Annotated in this window: 17 protein-coding genes; 6 read left to right on the top strand and 11 right to left on the bottom strand. The window is 63.7% G+C overall.

From position 1 onward, the window contains the following. Positions 1 to 95 precede the first annotated feature (95 nt). On the bottom strand, positions 96 to 623 hold the full coding sequence (gpt, locus tag P6U29_RS17005) for a xanthine phosphoribosyltransferase (RefSeq protein ID WP_407118634.1): 528 nt from the start codon (positions 621 to 623) through the stop codon (positions 96 to 98). A 36-nt stretch (positions 624 to 659) separates the two neighbouring features. Further along, a complete protein-coding gene (locus P6U29_RS17000; protein WP_407118633.1) occupies positions 660 to 1,397 on the bottom strand; it encodes a competence/damage-inducible protein A in 738 nt (245 codons plus the stop codon). Positions 1,398 to 1,679: 282 nt separating this feature from the next. On the opposite strand from P6U29_RS17000, the gene P6U29_RS16995 reads away from it, so the two are divergent. From P6U29_RS16995 to P6U29_RS16975, 5 genes are all read left to right on the top strand, one after another. Further along, entirely contained in the window at positions 1,680 to 3,098 is a 1,419-nt protein-coding gene (locus P6U29_RS16995; protein ID WP_407118632.1) for a circularly permuted type 2 ATP-grasp protein, read from the top strand. 4 nt (positions 3,099 to 3,102) lie between these two features. Beyond that, entirely contained in the window at positions 3,103 to 4,047 is a 945-nt protein-coding gene (locus P6U29_RS16990; RefSeq protein WP_407118631.1) for an alpha-E domain-containing protein, read from the top strand. A 102-nt stretch (positions 4,048 to 4,149) separates the two neighbouring features. Continuing rightward, complete coding sequence (locus P6U29_RS16985; protein WP_407118630.1) at positions 4,150 to 4,992, top strand: transglutaminase domain-containing protein; 843 nt, start codon at positions 4,150 to 4,152, stop codon at positions 4,990 to 4,992. A gap of 86 nt (positions 4,993 to 5,078) precedes the next feature. Then, the gene (locus P6U29_RS16980) at positions 5,079 to 5,837 is read left to right on the top strand and encodes a proteasome-type protease (protein WP_122402565.1); all 759 of its coding nucleotides are present in this window, start codon (positions 5,079 to 5,081) and stop codon (positions 5,835 to 5,837) included. Between the two features lie 26 nt (positions 5,838 to 5,863). Then, on the top strand, positions 5,864 to 6,622 hold the full coding sequence (locus tag P6U29_RS16975; protein ID WP_407118629.1) for an SDR family oxidoreductase: 759 nt from the start codon (positions 5,864 to 5,866) through the stop codon (positions 6,620 to 6,622). A 129-nt stretch (positions 6,623 to 6,751) separates the two neighbouring features. On the opposite strand, the gene P6U29_RS16970 is transcribed toward P6U29_RS16975, so the two are convergent. The 7 genes from P6U29_RS16970 to P6U29_RS16940 form a co-directional block, all read right to left on the bottom strand. Then, on the bottom strand, positions 6,752 to 8,359 hold the full coding sequence (locus P6U29_RS16970) for an FGGY-family carbohydrate kinase (protein WP_407118628.1): 1,608 nt from the start codon (positions 8,357 to 8,359) through the stop codon (positions 6,752 to 6,754). Positions 8,360 to 8,407: 48 nt separating this feature from the next. Continuing rightward, positions 8,408 to 9,136, bottom strand: a complete 729-nt coding sequence (locus P6U29_RS16965; protein ID WP_407118627.1) for an SDR family oxidoreductase — start codon at positions 9,134 to 9,136, stop codon at positions 8,408 to 8,410. A 25-nt stretch (positions 9,137 to 9,161) separates the two neighbouring features. Then, positions 9,162 to 10,418, bottom strand: a complete 1,257-nt coding sequence (locus P6U29_RS16960; protein WP_407118626.1) for a sugar ABC transporter permease — start codon at positions 10,416 to 10,418, stop codon at positions 9,162 to 9,164. Continuing rightward, positions 10,415 to 11,239, bottom strand: coding sequence for an ATP-binding cassette domain-containing protein (locus tag P6U29_RS16955; RefSeq protein ID WP_407118625.1), 825 nt, complete (start codon positions 11,237 to 11,239; stop codon positions 10,415 to 10,417). The genes P6U29_RS16960 and P6U29_RS16955 overlap by 4 nt, the downstream gene beginning before the upstream one ends. A 62-nt stretch (positions 11,240 to 11,301) precedes the next feature. Continuing rightward, positions 11,302 to 12,375, bottom strand: a complete 1,074-nt coding sequence (locus tag P6U29_RS16950; protein WP_407118624.1) for a sugar ABC transporter substrate-binding protein — start codon at positions 12,373 to 12,375, stop codon at positions 11,302 to 11,304. 217 nt (positions 12,376 to 12,592) lie between these two features. Further along, positions 12,593 to 13,477, bottom strand: a complete 885-nt coding sequence (locus P6U29_RS16945; RefSeq protein WP_407118623.1) for a helix-turn-helix domain-containing protein — start codon at positions 13,475 to 13,477, stop codon at positions 12,593 to 12,595. Positions 13,478 to 13,678: 201 nt separating this feature from the next. Next, positions 13,679 to 14,917 (bottom strand): MFS transporter, encoded by a 1,239-nt coding sequence (locus tag P6U29_RS16940; RefSeq protein ID WP_407118622.1) that lies wholly within the window; start codon positions 14,915 to 14,917, stop codon positions 13,679 to 13,681. A gap of 158 nt (positions 14,918 to 15,075) precedes the next feature. Here P6U29_RS16940 and P6U29_RS16935 point away from each other — a divergent pair, with 158 nt between their 5' ends. Continuing rightward, entirely contained in the window at positions 15,076 to 16,326 is a 1,251-nt protein-coding gene (locus P6U29_RS16935) for a NupC/NupG family nucleoside CNT transporter (RefSeq protein WP_407118621.1), read from the top strand. 146 nt (positions 16,327 to 16,472) lie between these two features. On the opposite strand, the gene P6U29_RS16930 is transcribed toward P6U29_RS16935, so the two are convergent. Beyond that, positions 16,473 to 17,687, bottom strand: coding sequence for a rhomboid family intramembrane serine protease (locus P6U29_RS16930; RefSeq protein WP_407118620.1), 1,215 nt, complete (start codon positions 17,685 to 17,687; stop codon positions 16,473 to 16,475). Between the two features lie 204 nt (positions 17,688 to 17,891). Further along, positions 17,892 to 18,419, bottom strand: coding sequence for a cupin domain-containing protein (locus P6U29_RS16925; RefSeq protein ID WP_407118619.1), 528 nt, complete (start codon positions 18,417 to 18,419; stop codon positions 17,892 to 17,894). Positions 18,420 to 18,466 lie beyond the last annotated feature (47 nt).

Genomic DNA, 18,466 nt, shown 5'->3' with positions numbered 1-18,466 from the left:
TCAACTGCCGTCATTCCGGGATGGTCCGAAGGACCAGACCCGGAATCTCGAGATTCCGGGTTCGATGCTTCGCATCGCTCCGGAATGACGGTCCGTCACGCCGCGCCGTCGCGGAGCGGCGGGTGGTAGGACAGCGCGGTGTCCCAGGGAAAGAAGATCCAGGTGTCCTGCGAGACTTCCGTGATGAAGGTGTCGACCAGCGGGCGGCCCTTCGGCTTGGCATAGACGGTGGCGAAATGCGCGTCCGGCAGCATCTCACGCACCAGCTTGCCGGTCTTGCCGGTATCGACGAGGTCATCGACGATCAGGAGCCCCTTGCCGGTGCCGCCGCCGAGCTTCACCGCCGCTTCGGAAATGCCCTTGAGGACCTGGAGCTCGCCCTGCTTGGTGTGGTCGTAGCTCGCAATGCAAACCGTATCGATGACGCGCACCCCGAGCTCGCGCGCCACGATCGCAGCAGGCACCAAGCCGCCGCGCGTGATTGCGATCACCGCATGGAACGGACCAACTTCGTTGAGCCGCCAGGTCAGCGCCCGGCAATCCCGGTGGAACTGGTCCCACGAAACCGGGAAGGCCTTGCCCGCCCGCTCCTGCGCGCTCAGTTCCGGTGCTTCACCAGCCATTGTCGTCTCCTGCTTCGTCTGCCGGCAAAGTCCCTGCTAGCGGGTGACGTTCAATCCCGCCAGCATTTCCTTCACGGCCGCCATCGCCGCGGCCAGCTTCGCCGGATCGCGCGAGCGCACCACCAGATTGGTGTTGGGCTTCTGCTCCTCATCCATGAACGGATAGCTGCCGATGATGGTGTCCGGATGGGCGGCCGCGATCGCCCGCAACGGACTGCCGATGTCGCCCTCGCGCGCGTTGGCGCGAACCGATTCGGAGAGCATGCGCACGCCGGACTTCAGCTTGGGCGAGACGATGTCCATCATCGCCTGCATGATCGAAGGCACGCCGGCCATCACGATGACATTGCCGATCTTGAAGCCGGGAGCGAGGATGGTTGCGCTCTGGATCAGCTCGGCGCCGTCGGGGATGCGGGCCATACGCAGGCGGGCCTCATTGAGGTCCTGTTCGCTCCAGCGCTCGCGGAAACGCGTAACCACCTCCGGATGATGATCGATACCGACGCCAAATGCCTTGGCAACACTGTCGGCTGTGATGTCGTCATGGGTCGGCCCGATGCCGCCCGTTGTGAAGACGTAGGTGTAGCGATGCCGGAGTGCGTCCAGGGCGGCGATGATGTCGGCCTCGTCGTCGGAGACAATCCGGACCTCCTTCAGGTCGATGCCGATATTGGTCAGGTATTCGGCGATGAAGCCGATGTTCTTGTCCTTGGTCCGGCCGGACAGGATTTCGTCCCCAATGACCAGAATGCCCGCCGTGACGATGTCGCTCATGCCTTAAGTCCCTCACCTGTGACGCCGACTTTGCCGAGGTAACGCGTTGAAGTCACGCGGTTTTGCTTCTGAAATAAGCAGTCCTCAGCCATTTTTTCAGGCAAGCCGCCGGCCATCCCCGGCAAATGCCCCTTCTCCATGCTTATCGTGCTGGCCCGGCCCTTGCTACCTCCTACGGAAGTCATGCACTCTCACGGCATGGCCACAGGACGTTGCGGTCTTCAGCAAGGCCTAAGCGACCTGACCGATGTTGCAATGCCTGGGGGAGAACAGTCGGAATCCATGGCAGTCGCGTTTGACGAAATGAATATTCCCGGTGGGGAGCTTCGCCCCGCCTATCAGGAGCTGGCGCGCTGGCTCAAGGAGACGCCTCCCGAGGCCCTCGAATATCGGCGCCAGGAGGCCGAGCTCCTGTTCCGTCGGATCGGCATTACCTTCGCGGTCTACGGCGATTCCGAGTCCACCGAGCGCCTCATCCCCTTCGACGTGATCCCCAGGATCATGTCCGGCAAGGAATGGGCGCTGCTGGAGAAGGGCTTGAAGCAGCGCGTGCGCGCGCTCAACATGTTCCTGCGCGACATCTATCACGGCCGCGACATCCTCCGCGCCGAGGTCGTGCCCGACGATTTGATCTTCCAGAACCCGGTCTTCCGCCCCGAGATGAACGGCCAGCATGTGCCGCACGACGTTTACGTGCACATCGCCGGCATCGACATCGTCCGGGTCGACGCCGAGGACTTCATCGTGCTGGAGGACAACGCCCGCACGCCATCCGGCGTGTCCTACATGCTGGAAAACCGCGAGATCATGATGCGGCTGTTTCCGGATCTGTTCGCCCGCCACAAGGTGGCGCCGGTCGAACGCTATCCGGACGAGCTGCTCGCGGCGCTTCGCTCGGTCGCGCCGCAAAGCGCATCCGGCGAGCCGACCGTCGCGCTGCTCACGCCCGGCGTCTACAACTCGGCCTATTACGAGCACTCGTTCCTGGCCGACAAGCTCGGTATCGAGCTGGTCGAAGGCCGTGACCTCATCGTCAAGAACAACGAAGTGTTCATGCGGACGACGGAAGGGCTGAAGCGGGTCGACGTGATCTATCGCCGCGTCGACGACGATTTCCTCGATCCCCTCAGCTTCCGTCCCGACTCCGTGCTTGGCGTGCCGGGCCTGATGTCGGCCTATGCGGCCGGCAACATCACGCTCGCCAACGCCGTCGGCACCGGCATCGCCGACGACAAGGCGATCTACTCCTACATGCCTGATATCGTGAAATTCTATCTCGGCGAGGAGCCGATCCTGAAGAACGTGCCGACCTGGCGCTGCCGCGAGCCGAAGGACCTCGCCTATGTGCTGGACAATTTGGGCGAGCTCGTCGTCAAGGAAGTGCACGGCTCCGGCGGCTACGGCATGCTGATCGGACCCGCTGCGACCAAAGCGACGATCGAAGCGTTCCGCGACAAGCTCAAGCGCGAGCCGGAAGGTTTCATCGCCCAGCCGACGCTGGCGCTCTCGACGTGCCCGACCTGCACCGCATCCGGTCTCGCCCCGCGCCATGTCGATCTTCGCCCCTTCGTGCTCACGGGCAGCAAGAGCACCACGATCGTGCCGGGCGGCCTCACCCGCGTCGCGCTGAAGGAGGGCTCCCTGGTGGTGAATTCGAGCCAGGGCGGCGGCACCAAAGACACCTGGATTCTGGACGAGTAGAGAGATGCTGTCGCGTACCGCCGAAAACCTCTATTGGCTCGCCCGCTATGTCGAACGGGCCGAATATCTCGCGCGCACCATCGATGCGACGCTGCGCGTCACCGCGCTTCCCGCCGCCTATATCGGCAAGACCAACGAATGGGACTCGGCGCTGCTCACCGCCGGCGTCGCCGCTAGCTTCTATCAGACCTATGAGGAAGCCAACGAGCACAACGTCGTCGACTATCTCTCGTTCTCGGTGGACAACCCGTCCTCGATCAGGAATTGCATCGAGGCGGCGCGGCTGAACTCGCGCTCGGTGCGCACGGCGCTGACCAGCGAGATGTGGGATACCATCAACTCGGCTTGGATCGAGCTCCAGGCTGTTTGGAGCAAGGGCACCTCGACGCGCGAGGACCTCGCCAAATTCCTCCGCTTCGTGCAGGAGACCTCGCTGCGGTTCGACGGCTCGGCCTACCGGACCATGCTGCGCAACGACGCCTATTGGTTCTCGCGGATGGGTGTGCACCTGGAACGCGCCGACAACACCGCCCGCATTCTCGATGTGAAGTATCACGTGCTATTGCCCGAGGAGGAGCATGTCGGCGGTCCGCTCGATTTCTATCAGTGGAGCTCGATCCTGCGCTCGGTCTCGGCGCTGACGGCCTATCACTGGGTCTATCGCGAGACGCTGAAACCCTGGCTGATTGCGGATTTGCTCATCCTCAACGACACGCTGCCGCGCTCGCTCGCCAGCTGCTACGGCAACCTCGTGCGCAACCTCGACCAGATCGGCGTCGCCTATGGCCGCCAGGGCCCGGCCCAGCGTCACGCCCGCGGCATCCGCAACCGGCTGGAACACAGCAATATGAACGACATTTTCCAGCATGGCGTGCATGAATTCATTCAGGAATTCATCGCGGACAATTCCAGGCTGGGCGAAATCATCACGAAGCAGTATTTGATCTGACCTTCGGTCATTCCGGGGCGTCCGAAGGGCGAACCCGGAATCTCGAGATTCCGGGTTCGATGCTGGCGCATCGCCCCGGAATGACGGAGCAAGTAATCCACCATGCGCCTGCGAATCCAGCACACCACGACCTATCGCTACGAGCCGCCGGCCACCAGCGTGATCCAAATCCTGCGCATGACGCCGGGCAGCCATGATGGGCAGTACGTCGCGGAATGGCAGATCGACGTCTCCACCGACACCAAGCTCGACATGCATGAGGATGCGTTCGGCAACGTCACCCACGTGCTGTCCTGCGGACCTGTCGCCGACATCCAGATCACGGCCGAGGGCCTGATCGAGACCCACGACACCGGCGGTGTGCTGCGCGGCACTGACGAGCGCTTCCCGGCCGGCATGTTCCTGCGCTCCACCGACCTCACCTCCGTCAATCCGGCGATGGCGGCGGTTGCGCGCCAGTTGCGCAGCGAGGCCGAGAGCGACACGCTCGGCTTCCTGCACACGCTGATGACGCAGATCGCCGATCACATGACGTTCGATCAGGACCCCACCAACAGTGGCACGTCCGCGGCGGAGGCGTTCGCGCTCAAGCGCGGGGTCTGCCAGGACTACGCGCACATCTTCATCGCCTGCGCCCGCGCCGGTGGCGTGCCGGCGCGCTTCGTCTCCGGGCATTTCTTGCGTGCAGACGACATGGTGCATCAGGACGCCGGGCACGCCTGGGCGGAGGCTTACGTGCCCGATCTCGGCTGGGTCGGCTTCGATCCCGCCAACAGCATCTGCGCCACCGACGCCCATGTTCGCGTTGCGATCGGGCTCGACTATCTCGGCGCGGCCCCGGTGCGCGGCACGCGCTATGGCGGTGGCACGGAAACGCTGACGGTCGCCGTGAAGGTCGAGCAGGCCGGCCGCGGCGGGCAGTCGCAATCGCAGCGACAGAGCTAGCTCCGTCACCGCCGGGAATCGGGGGTTGGAGCGGCCCCTGAAATTGGCTAGTACTTCCGCGCAAACGTTCGCGTCGGGGACTGGAAATGACCTATTGCTGCGGAATCCTGGTTCGAGACGGTCTGGTGATGATCGCCGATACCCGCACCAATGCCGGCCTCGACAACGTCTCGACCTTCCGCAAGCTGCACATCTTCTCCAAGCCCGGCGAGCGCATCATGGCGATCGCCAGCGCCGGCAACCTCGCGATCAGCCAGTCGGTGCTCTCCACCCTGACCGAAGGCCTGGAGGATCCCAACACGGGCGAGGTCGAGACGCTGATGAACGCGCCGACCATGTTCCAGGCCGCCCAGCGCATCGGCCGGGCGATCCGGGCGGTGCATGCGACCGAAGGGCCGGCGCTGAAATCAGAGGACGTGTCGTTCGACGTTTCCTTCCTGTTCGGCGGCCAGATCAAGGGCGCGCGCATGCGTCTGTTCATGGTCTACACTGCCGGCAATTTCATCGAATGCACCACCGACACGCCCTATCTGCAGATCGGCGAGCACAAATACGGCAAGCCGGTGCTCGACCGCGCCATGCATTACGACGTCGAGCTCTACGAGGCGCTGAAGACCGGCCTGATCTCGATGGACTCGACCATGCGTTCGAACCTCGGCGTCGGCCTGCCGATCGACGTACTGGTGGTGCGGAACGATGCCTGCGAGGCCGATCTGAATCACCGCATCGAGGCGGGCGAGCCCTATTTCCACGATTTGCGCTCGCGCTGGTCGGCGGCGCTGCGGGCGGCGCACCAGAACATTCCGCGTCCGCCCTACAAGAATGAAAAAGAATCCAAAACCTGACAGCTCAAGAGAAAGGGCAGGAAACGATGAGTGAAGCGAAGAAGATCGCATTGGTGACGGGCGCCGGCACCGGCGTCGGGCGCGCAGCGTCGCTGGCGCTGATGAACACCGGCTTCACCGTGGTGCTCACAGGGCGCCGGCTCGACATGCTCGAGGAGACGGCAAAGCTCGGCCCTGCTGGCAAGAGCCTGTGCGTCACCGCCGACATGACCAGACCGGACTCCATCGCCGCGCTGTTTGCCAAGGTGAAGGAGACCTATGGCCGGCTCGACGTGCTCTTCAACAATGCCGGCATGGGCGCGCCGGCGGTGAACTTCGAGGACCTCAGCCTCGAGCAGTGGCAGGCGGTGGTGAACACCAACCTCACCGGCCCGTTCCTGTGCACCCAGCACGCCTTCCGCATCATGAAGGACCAGACCCCGCGCGGCGGCCGCATCATCAACAACGGCTCGATCTCGGCGCATGCGCCGCGGCCGTTCTCGGCCGCTTATACCTCGACCAAGCACGCCATCACCGGCCTGACCAAGGCCTCGAACCTCGACGGCCGCATGTATGACATCGCGGTCGGCCAGGTCGACATCGGCAATGCGGCGACGCCGATGACCGATCGCATGGTCAATGGCCCCGGCGTGCTGCAGCCTGATGGCACCACCAAGCACGAGCCGCGCATGGACGCCAAGGCGGTCGGCGACGCCGTGGCCTACATGGCCAGCCTGCCGCTCGACGCCAACGTGCTGACCATGACGGTGATGGCGACCAAGATGCCGTTCGTCGGACGCGGCTGAGGCAAAACTGAAACCAACCCCATGCACAGTAGGCCGCGTGGGGTTGCTATCTGTGCTCGGCAAGCGGCGTGCTGAATCCCTGCTCTGCTTCTGCAATAGCGGAGCCCGTCCGCACGTCGCGAAAGCAAGCTAGTGGCTTCGGATTGATCGGCCGACCTTCTGCAAGGCCTCGAAGGTTGCAAAACGCTCGATATTCCAGTTTGCCAAGGCCGCGTAGGATGAATGTATTTCTCCCAAAGCCGACATTGCTCGCATCGCCTGGCTGACATCGGCGTGATCGCCCGAAGCGACCGATCCGAGCATCGCTGAGCCGAGCAACACCGGCTCCGGAGATGCCGAGGCAGCAACAGTCAAGCCGGTCGTATCGGCGAGCACTTGCCGCACGAGGCGGCTCTGGGCCGCACCACCGCTGACGACGATCGTATCGATGGCGATGCCCTTATCCTGCTGGGCGTGCACGATCTGCCGCGCGCCGTAACCAAGGCCGCACAGGCCGGCAAGATAGAGGGCCAATAGACTCTCCAGGTCCGAACGCATATCCAGTCCAGCGATTAGTGCACGGGCATCTGGATCGGCGAAGGGCGCACGGTTGCCGAGAAATTCGGGCACGACATGAAGCTCGCCGACCAATTCCCGAACCATCTCTGCACCTCCGCGCGCGTCCACCTGGGCGGCGAGCCAATCGGCGAGCGTCCGTTGCTCCAGACGCGCCGCGTCCGTCGCCTGTGCGGAATACGGATGCATCTGTACGAGATGGTCAATTGCTGCACCAGCGACTGACTGTCCGCCCTCATTGAGCCACAGCCCCGGCACCATGGCGGAAAAATAAGGCCCCCAAACGCCGGGAACGAAGACGGGGTTCTTCGTGGTCGACATGGTGCAGGCGGACGTTCCGAACACATAGGCCATGCGCGTGAGCGCCGTACCCGCAGCTCCGCGAGCCCCCACCGTTCCGACGCCGCCCGCATGCGCATCGATGAGGCCTGCCGCAACAGGCGTGCCAAACTTCAGGCCAAGGTCGGTCGCTGCCTCCGATGTCAGGCCCGCAGCAAGCCGTGTGCCGCCGGGCACGATCTCGGTGCCTATCCGGCAAAACTGCTCGTCCGCCAGCGTCCCGAGACCGACGGAACGGAAGAAGTCGGAATCCCAGCGGTTTTCGTGGCCTAGATAGGTCCACTTGCAGGTTACGGTGCAGGTGGAGCGGGCAAGGCTTCCGGTTGCACGCCAGGTGAGGAAATCAGTCAGGTCCATGAACTGCCAGGCGTCCGCAAAGCTGCCGGGCATGTTCTCGGCGAGCCACAACAGTTTCGGCGTCTCCATCTCGGGTGAGATCGCTCCCCCGACATAGTCGAGAACCTTCGCGCCCGTGCGGTTGATCCGGCGCGCCTGCTCGACCGCGCGGTGATCCATCCAAACGATGACATTGCGGGCGGGATCGCCGGACGGGCCGACCGGAAGCGGAGCGCCGCCAATGCCCAGCACCACCAACGAGCAGGTCGCGTCAAAGCCAATGCCGGCAATGCTGTCCGGCGCGATGCCGGCCTTTCCGACCGCGCCACGCACGCTGCGGCATACGGCGCGCCATATGTCCTCGCTCGACTGTTCGACAATGTCACCAGCCTCCCGCCAAAGCCTGATGTCGGCCTTGTCGGTGGAGACAAGTCTGCCAGAACGATCGAAGACCCCGGCTCTCGCACTGCCCGTGCCGACGTCGATGCCGAGAAAATGACGAGTCATCGCGAAGTCCCTCACCATGACGCAGCGTTCAGATCGCAGGCAGAATCGTTACAGATCGTTGCTCTGCGGCAGGATGACGAGGTCGCGGATCGTGACATTTCGCGGGCGGGTCAACATGAAGAGCACTGCCTGCGCAACTTCTGTCGGCTGGATCAGGCCACCGGCCGCCATTTCCTGCTCGAGCTTCTCCTTCGGCCAATCGCTGATGAGCGCGGTCACGACCGGGCCGGGCGCCACGGCGCCGACGCGTAGGCCATATTTCGCGACCTGCCGACGCACGGTATGGACAAAAGCCTGCACGGCATGTTTCGAGGCGGTGTAGATCGGCTCCCAGACGACGGGGACGAGACCGGCGATCGAACTGGTGACGATGATGTCACCGCTCTTGCGCTCCACCATATGTGGCAGCACCGCGTGGATCGAGCGGAACAGCGCGTTGACGTTGAGGTTGAGCATTCGGTCCCAAGCGTCAGGATCGCCGTCGAGCACCTCGCCTCCAATGTAGGCTCCGGCATTCGCATGGAAAATGTCCAGCCGGCCGGCCTTTTCCAGCACCTGCGGCATCATGCCCGCCATGCTTGCCTGATCGGTAAGGTCGATGCACAACGGAATCGCCTGGTCGCCCAGTTCGAGGCAGACGCTGTTCAGCGCATCCTCGGCGCGGTCGACCAGCACCACGCGCGCACCGGCTGTGATCATCGTCCTGGCGCATTCGAGACCAATGCCCGAAGCAGCGCCGGTAATAGCGGCAACCTTTCCTGCAAGTTCCTGGCCCACGGTCGGTCCCTCTTGTTGGAGTTGTCTAGGCTCGGCCATGGGAGACGCGGGAGCGGCGTGCCAGCGAATCGACGATGACCGCGACGGCAAGCACCGCACCCGTGATCATGTACCGAAGCGAAGAGGAGAGATCGAGCAGCGTAAGGCCGCTGGCGATCGACTGGATGACGATGATTCCGAGCAGTGCCGAATAGGCGCTGCCGCGGCCGCCAAACAGGCTGGTGCCGCCGATGACCGCCGCGGCAATGGCGTTGAGGTTCACATCTCCCGTGCCGGCCTGCTGGCTGGAAGATGCCAGCCGCGCGGCGGCAAGGATACCGCCGGCGGCTGCCAGCGTGGAGCACAGCATGAAGGCGCTCATGTGGATCCGGCGAACGTTGATGCCGGCGCGACGGGCCGCCTCGCGATTGCCCCCGACCGCGCTCATTGAGCGGCCCCATTTCGTCCGCTTCAGCGCGTAGTTCATGACCACGCACAAGCCGACGAACAGGCCGAACATCCACGGAACGCCGCGAGCGAGATTGAGATAGTAGACAATGAATTCGAGCACGACGACGACCAGCGCACCCTTCAGCAGAAGGCGGCCGAGCGAGCTTGCTGACAGTCCCGCCGCGCGTCGGCGCGCGGCCATGCGGTAGCCGGTCGCGAATACCACCACGCCAGCAAGTGCCGCCAGCGCGTAGGATAAGATCGGCGGCATCACGAGCATCTGTCCGAAATTGACCAGCGGAGATCCGTAAGGAAGGTTGATCGAGCCGGACGAGCCGAGCAGATAGAGTTGCAGGCCGAGCCATGCCAGCAGGCCGGCCAGCGTCGAGACGAAGCTCGGCATGCCAAGGCGGTTGAACAAGACGGCATAGAGCGCGCCGATGGCGGCACCGAACGCCAGCGCTGCGACGATCGCCACCGCCACGGGCCAGTCCTGGTTGACCCACAGCACGCCAACCAGCGCGGAGGAGAACCCGCTCACCGAGCCAACCGAGAGGTCGATTTCGCCGACCATCAGGATACAGACGATGCCAAGCGAGATGACGCCCACTGTGGAGCAGTCGAACAGCAGATTGACCAGATTGTCAGGCGCCAGGAAGACCGGGTTCAGGCTCTGGAATGCGGTGCAGATGATCAGCAGCCCGACCACCACCGGCAGGGAGCCGAGGTCGCCCGACCGCACGCGATCGACAAAGGCGCCGATCGTGCTGCCGATCGTGTCCGCATGCGCCACGCGCTCGTCGCGGCGGTCCAGCAACGGCATGGTCGAAACCCGCTGCGTGTTATCGGTCATGGCCGCACCTCCCGCGACTGCTGCGCGCGGCGTCGGCTGGCACGCCGGGAGACCGAGTTCTCGTCGGCGCCCGTGATGGCCGTGACGAGATCCTGGTTGGAAACGTCGGGTCCGAATTCGCCGTTATTGCGGCCGAGGCGCAGCACCACGATCCGGTCGGCAACCGCGCGCACGTCCTCCATGTTGTGGCTGATCACGATAACGCCGAGACCGCGGGCACGCACACGCTCGATCAGGTCAAGCACCTCCGCGGTCTGGGCGACGCCGAGCGCGGCGGTCGGCTCGTCGAGCAAGATAAGCTTCGGCTCGGTCAGCAGTGAGCGCGCGATGGCCACGGTCTGGCGCTGCCCGCCGGAGAGCGACGCAACGGGATCACGCACGCTTGGAATGCGCGCCGACAGTTCGTTGAGCAAGGTCCAGGCCCGGACCTCCATCGAAACCTCATCGAGCCGCGCGGGATTGAGCTCGCGCCCCAGGAAGATGTTGGCGACCACGTCAAGATTCTCGCAAAGCGCCAGGTCCTGGAACACTGTGGCGATACCCAGACCCAGCGCCGTGGCCGGATCAGGCAGGACGACATGTTCGCCATCGAAGGCGATTGTCCCCGAGGTGGGCTGGTGCACACCGGCAAGGATCTTCACCAGCGTGGATTTGCCGGCGCCGTTGTCGCCGACAAGCGCCACGACCTCGCCGGCGTGAACGTCAAGATCGACGTCTGTCAGGGCGGACACCGCGCCGAAATTCTTGGAAATGCCGCGAAGGCTCAGGACCAGTTCGCCTGGCCTCTGTTGCGGTTGATCGACATCCGAGATCGTGGACATTTCCGTGTCCGCCTTCCCTTCGTTCATCCCGGCCGCGGTGAGCGGCCGGGATACTACTTCGCTTACTGCGTGATGCCGAGCTTCTTGCATCCTGCGGCATATCTGCCCGTGCAGAGCTGATCGGCGGTCTGAATCTTCTTGTCGATGATCTCCGCCTTCAGGTTCTGCTCGGTCACGACCGCCGGAATGAACAGCTTCGACGGCGTATTAAAGAGAGTGGTTTCCGCCTTGGGCGTACCGCCCGAGAGGAATTCTATCGCCGCCTGGGCTGCGGCACCTGCTACGATCTCGCTGGGTTTGGAGATCGTATTGTACTGATCGCCAGCGATGATGAGCTGAAGCGCGGCAATCGTCGCATCGTTGCCCGTCACAGGAGGCAGCGGATCGACACCGGCGGCCTTGAGAGCGGCAATCGCGCCACCGGCCGTACCATCATTAGCGGCGACGACGCCGAGAATCTTCTTGCCGAAGCGGGTGACCTGGCCACTTGCCCACTGCTGCGCCTTGGGCGGCGCCCAGTCCGGCGTGTCGTATTCGGCAAGGATTGGATAGCCGCTCTTCTCGAGGCCCGCGTGAATGCCCTTTTTGATTAGGCCTGCGGCGGCGTCCGTGGGCGATCCATTGATCTCGAGCACCCCTTCGCCCTCCTTGGCTGTGACTTTGGCGTCTTTCAGGTGCTTGACCAGCGATTCGGAGATCGCCTTGCCGATGCCTTCATTGTCGAAGGAGACGTAGAAGTCGGCCTTGGCGTCGGGAATCGGGCGGTCATACGCAATAACCTTGATACCCTGGGACTGTGCCATCTTGACCAGCGAAGCTGCGGCGGTCGAGTCGACCGGATCGAGCACGATGACCTTGGCGCCCTGCGAGATCACCGAGTTGAATTGCTGCTGCTGACGCGCGGCGTCCGCACTGGCATTCTGGTAGATGACCTTGCAGCTCGGGCAGAGTTTCTTCATCTCGGCAGCAAAACCTGGATAGTCATGCTGTTCGTAGCGGGTGGAGGCCTGGTCGGGCATGAGGAAGGCAACAGTCGCGTCCTTCACCTCCGCGGCCTGCGAGAACAGGGCTGTTGCGCCGAGCAGCGACAGGACGAGCGCGGCTGTGCCCGTGGTCTTGAACAAGAGTTTCGTCATCCGGACTTCCCTTTCCGAAACTGGGTGTTAGAGTGCTACTCATTGATCTCTAGGAGACACGCCTTCCCTGCTTCCGCAGCCGGGCGGCAACGGCGGTCAGCGCCGATATCCTCCGAAGCCACGCGGAATTTCCGGACAAGCAATCTCCTTCGCAGGCTGCCATCGGCGCGCCCACGTCATTCTTCCCGCAATCGTCCTCCTCCCTTGCTCCTCCCAGTTAGGCGGCGCGTGCCGCGTTGATGTTGTCGGCCAGCAATCGTCTGAAGCGCGAGGGCGGCATGCCCTTTTCGGCCAGAAACTGACGATTGAAATTGGAGAGATTGTTGAAGCCGACCTGGTAGCAGATGTCGGTGATGGGCGCGTGTTCGTCGCTCATCAGAATTTGGCAGGCCAGATTGATGCGGAGCCTCTTGACGTATTGCACCAGCGACATCCCCGTGTGGCGGCGGAACGAGCGCGAAAACCCGCTTTGCGACTGGCCGGCGATCGTCGCGAGATCTGCTTCGCCGAACGGCTGCGTCAGGTTCTCGCGGATGAAGGCGAGCGCCTTGTTCATTCCAGCCGACATGTAGCCGGATGGGTCGGGCAAATAGTTTGGGCTGGAGAGCGGCAGTGCACCCCGGGCGCGGCAGAGCGTCCCCAGGATCATCATGAACAGCTCGATCCGACGCACGCCCTTGGCCGCCACGATCTCCTCCATCAGCGGGGCGAGCTCCTTACTTGTGTCGCCTGAGAAAAGCACGCCGCGCCGGGAGGATTCCAACAGCGCACCGAGGCCCGAGAGCTCGGGCATGAGCTTCATCGTATCGCCTATGAATTCTTCGCTGAACTGGATGATACGGCCGCGCAGCGGGATGGCGACGTCCGCCGGCAGATCGCTCACCCAATTGTGCGGCAGGTTTGGACCGGTGAGCACGAGATTTCCCGGCTCGAATTGGCCGATGAAATCGCCGACAAAGTAGCGCCCGCTCGTTGCCACGACCTGATGGATCTCGTATTCCGGATGGAAATGCCACCTGACCGTGTGGAAGGGATACCCGTGCGACCAAGCCTTGAACGACTCACCGCGCCGTATCTGGACAACTTCCAGGTCTGGTTCCATATCCGTTCCCTCCTGGGCCGGCCAGTCTATGAACGCCTGGCCTCGCCGATGGCTGAGTTTGCTCAGCTCTAGCTATTGCTGGAATCGTATCGGGTGGCTGCCGCTGCCGCCACCACGATTCAGATGCCCAACCGATACTCTTTTGACATTCTTTGACTGGGCGCCGCAATATCGGCCGCCCTCAGGCTTGGTGCAGCTGCCCTACTCCAAGCTCTCGACCTGCCGCAGGCTCGGAAACAGCTTCATCCAGAGCAGCGCCACGGCAACCGTGCAGACGCCGCCCAGCACGGCGGCGGGCATGGCGCCGAACAGGGCGGCCGTGAGGCCACTCTCGAACTGGCCGAGCTGGTTCGAGGCGTTGATGAAGAGGAAATTCACCGCACCGACCCGGCCACGCATCTCGTCGGGAGTGGACAGCTGCACCAGCGAGAAGCGGATCACGACGCTGATCGTATCGGCTGCGCCCAAAACGGCGAGCGACAGCACCGATAGCCACATCCATGGCGACAGCGCGAACACGATCGTGGCGAGGCCGAACACGATCACCGCCTGGAACATGCGCAAGCCCACATGCCGCGAGATGGCGTGGCGCGCCAGCACCATGGTCATCAGGAGCGCACCGACCGCAGGTGCGGCACGGAGCACGCCGAGCCCGACCGGGCCGGTCTGAAGGATATCGCGGGCATAGATCGGCAACAGCGCGGTGACGCCGCCGAACAGCACTGCGAAGAGATCGAGCGAGATGGTGCCCAGGATCGCGGGGTTGCCGCGGATGAAGCGGACGCCGGCAAAGATATTGTCCGAGTTCGTCGCCGCCTTTGCGATCGCTTGCGGGCGCGGGCGGATGAAGCCAGTCAAAATCATCCCCAAAACCCAGAACAGCACCATCACGGCATAGGCGAGATGCGGGGCGACCGCATAAGCAAGGCCGCCGAGCGCCGGCCCGGTGATGGTCGCGACCTGCGCCGCGCCGCTGGAGATGGCCGTGGCGCGCTGCAGCGATCCTTGCGGCGCGATCAACGGCAGCAACGCCGCTGTTGTCGGGCTCTCGAACGCGCCGGCAATGCCGAGCACGAAGGTCGCGATGAAGATCTGCACCTCGCCGACCGCGCCGAGATAAGTGATGGTTGCGAGATAGAGCGCGGTCGCGGCCTCCACGAGCTGGCAGAGCTGGACCACGCGCTTGCGCTCGTAGCGGTCGGCTGCATGTCCAGCGACGAATACCAGGAGCGCCGTGGGCAGGAACTGCACGAGGCCGACCATGCCGAGGTCGAATGCCGAGCCGGTGAGGTCGTAGATCTGCCAGCCGATTGCAACCGCCGCGATCTGGCTGGAAAAGCGCGACAGGCTGCGGGAGAGCAGGAAGAACAGGAAGGCGCGGTGGCCGAGCAGCGCGCCGGCGCTGACCGGCAGATTGTCGGATATTGCCTGCTCTGGCATCGCCTCTTCGGTCACCTCGGACGGTCTGGCCCTGATCTTGATGGGCCTCCGCGTGGCTGAGGCTTGCCCGCTTGTCAACAACGAGCCACTTCCGTGGCCCCCCGGCATTGCCTTTGCAATGCACACGCGGCCATAATCATTGGGGGTTTGGGGACATCATGCTTCGGTTGCAATCGGCACTCGGCATTTTCGCATTGCTGCTGATCGCCTTCGCGCTGGCGGAGAATCGCCGCGCGGTCTCGCTGCGCCAGGCCGCGATCGGCCTCGTCGTAACCTTCGTCACCGCGGTCGTGCTGCTGAAGCTACCGGTCGTCGCCCATGCCTTCGGCACCATCAATGATGCGGTCGGCGCGATCTCGGCGGCCTCGCGCGCCGGCTCCGCCTTCGTGTTCGGCTATGTCGGCGGCGGCCCCCTTCCGTTCGATCTGAAGGTGCCGGGCGCGGATTTCATCCTGGCGTTCCAGGCATTGCCGATCGTGCTGGTCATGAGCGTGCTGACGACGCTACTGTTCTATTGGCGGGTGCTGCCACCGATCGTGCGCGGCATGGCCTGGCTGCTCGAACGTACGTCAGGGGTCGGCGGCGCCGTGGGCCTCTCGACCGCCGCCAACATCTTCCTCGGCATGGTCGAGGCTCCGCTGTTCGTGCGGCCGTATCTGGCGCAGATGACCCGCAGCGAATTGTTCCTGGTGATGACCGGCGGCATGGCCGGCATCGCCGGCACGGTGCTGGTGCTCTATGCGACGCTCCTGGCCCCGCTCATCCCCGACGCAGCCGCGCACTTCGTCATCGCCTCGGTGCTGGGCGCACCGGCCGCGATCCTCGTCAGCCTGATCATGGTGCCCGAGATATCCGACAAGCGCACCGGCGGCGCACTGGAAGATCCCGAGATGAACGTGTCCAGCACGATGGACGCCATCGTCAAGGGCACCACCGGCGGCCTCGAATTGTTGCTCAATATCGTCGCCATGCTCCTGGTGCTGGTGGCGCTGGTCTATCTGGTCAATGCCATGCTTGGCCTCTTGCCTGATATCGGCGGCGCCGCGATCTCGCTGCAGCGCGTGCTTGGCCTCGTCATGGCGCCGGTATGCTGGTTGATGGGGCTGCCATGGGATCAGGCGATCACCGCCGGCAGCCTGATGGGCACCAAGACCGTGCTCAACGAATTGATCGCCTATGTCGACTTCTCGAAGCTGCCAGCCGACGCGCTCGATCCGCGCTCGCGCCTGATCATGCTCTACGCGATGTGCGGCTTCGCCAACTTCGCCAGCCTCGGCATCATGATCGGCGGCCTGGGCGTGATGGCACCGGAACGGCGCGAGGAGATCAACGTGCTGGGGCTGAAGTCGATCGTATCGGGGACGCTGACCACGTGCTTGATGGGCGCGGTGGTGGGGGTGTTAGCGTAGGCTCTCTCCACCGTCATTGCGAGCGAAGCGAAGCAATCCGGAAATGCATCTTCCGAGACAGTCTGGATACCTCGTCGCATCGGCGCAAAATTGCTACGCAATTTTGTCGCGAACTCCTCGCAATGTCGGCGGAGAAGGTCTACGCCTCACCCGCACAACTTCGACTTCTGCAAAATACGACGCACCTCGGCCAGCTTGGCCCGGCACGGCTCGGCCGCCATGGCCTTGGCCTCGCTGGTTCGTCCCTGCGCCCACAGCAACACCGCCATCAAGCCCTGCGCCCCGGAGCGCACCGGCCCGCCCGCCACATCCGAAGCTGCGAGCGACATGGCGGTTCGCGCTTCCGTTTCCGCGGCACTGAGGTTCGCTTGTTCCAGGAAGAAGACCGCACGGTACACATGAGCCCGCGCGTCTTTCGGGTAGCGGGTGACGAGATCGAAAGACCGGTTGACCATCTCGTCAGCCTTCGCCGGCACTTCCGACGCGCGGATATAGTTCACGGCATCGGCCATGTAAGACGAATAATGAGCGGCGGCGAAGCCGGCGCAGATCAGAGATCCGAGGGATCCTGCAAGCAACGTCATGCTCGCGCTCCGCGGCAGGCTGTCATAGGACCAGAAGGCGAGCCACGGCATGACGGCAAGCGCGCCGCCGGCCACCGCACCACCTGCATGGGCATAATAGTTGACGTTGCCGGAAGCGCCAAAGGCAAGCGGCAGCAGTGCGGGAACGCCGAAGAAGAGCGACGTCTTCAGCCTCGATATGGTTTGATCGGCGTCCGCTTCGGGATCGAAGCTCACGACGAACAGTGCGGCGATGAGCCCGGTAATGGCGCCGGACGCACCGACGCCCACTGTGCCGGGGCCATTGCCCAGCAGCGAGCCGGCCTCCCCGGCCAGTGCACTGGCAACAAAGATCAAGGCAAACCAGCCACGGCCAATCAGCGACTCCAGCCTGACGCCGACGATGAACAGCCCGACGCAGTTGCTTATGAGGTGCCAGCCGCTGCCATGCAGCAGCGGCGCAAGCCCGATCCGCCACCACTCCCCCCTTCCGACAACCAGATCGTAGCCGGACGCGCCCTGAGCGATCAGCGAGCGGACATCGAGGTCGCCGTCCCGCGCAATGTCGATGGCCAGACTGCGTTGCAGAGCGAAAATAAGGAGCAGACCAAAAATCAGGCCAATGGTGAGGAAGGGGATATCGGCCAGAAGCTTGTTGTCGCCAAAAAGCGTCTCCTCACTGGAGGGCTGAGCGCTGTCGCGCAAGACCGCTGGAGCCGTCGGCGCGGCGGCGGGTTGAAACGATGCTCTTGGAGGTGGCGCTACGATGCCGCGTCGGCCAAAAGTATTGGTCGCCATGAAAACATTTCCCGCATTTTCACAGCCTTGAGTTGACGCGAGAGGTATTTTCGACTGGTTAGCGCCCGCCCTTCGGGGCAGATGAAATCATCCGATTGGTAATTGCCCGGTTTCGCGGATCTGGCGCTTTTTAGTGATTGTGTATCGTGATCCCGTAGCCCGGATTGAGCGCGGCACAATCCGGGCAAGGAGGCGGAGCGACGCTTACGCCTTCAACTCGACCGTCTTGAATTCCGCCGGCAGGATCACCTCCAGCAGTTCCACATCGTCCGAATAGTCCAAGATCATGTGCTTGATCTTCGGCGGCTGGGTCCAGGCGCTGCCTTGCTTCATCAAGGTCTCGCCCTGCCCGTCCATATAGGTCTTTACCCAGCCCTTGAGCACGTAGACCATCTGGAATTCGACGTCGTGATAGTGGAGCTTGGAAACCTCGGCCGGGTTGCAGGGGCCTTGCAAGCGGATCACATGCGCCTGCGCCTGGCCATGGGTCGCCTCGGCGATGCCGAGATCGCGGTACTTGGCATAGGCACGCAGGCCGTCGGCCTTGAAGTCTTCCTCGCGGTGATGGCTGATGGCGATGCGCTGCTTCGGCCGCGCGGGCTTCTTCGGAGCGACGGTGCGTGCCTTCGCCTTCACCGCCTTGCGCGCCGAGGATCGCGCCGCTGCCTTGGCGCCGCTCCGCTTCTTCACCGCGCTCTTCATTGCGGGTCTTGATGCTTTTTGCTTGGCCATTGTCTGCCTCCCTGATTTGAGCCGCGCCCGTCGCACGGGTATGAGCC

Source organism: Bradyrhizobium sp. LMG 9283 (assembly GCF_045571415.1).
Lineage (GTDB): Bacteria > Pseudomonadota > Alphaproteobacteria > Rhizobiales > Xanthobacteraceae > Bradyrhizobium.
The sequence above is the reverse complement of the archived record's forward strand: the minus strand, read 5'-3'. Positions and strand labels throughout refer to the sequence as shown.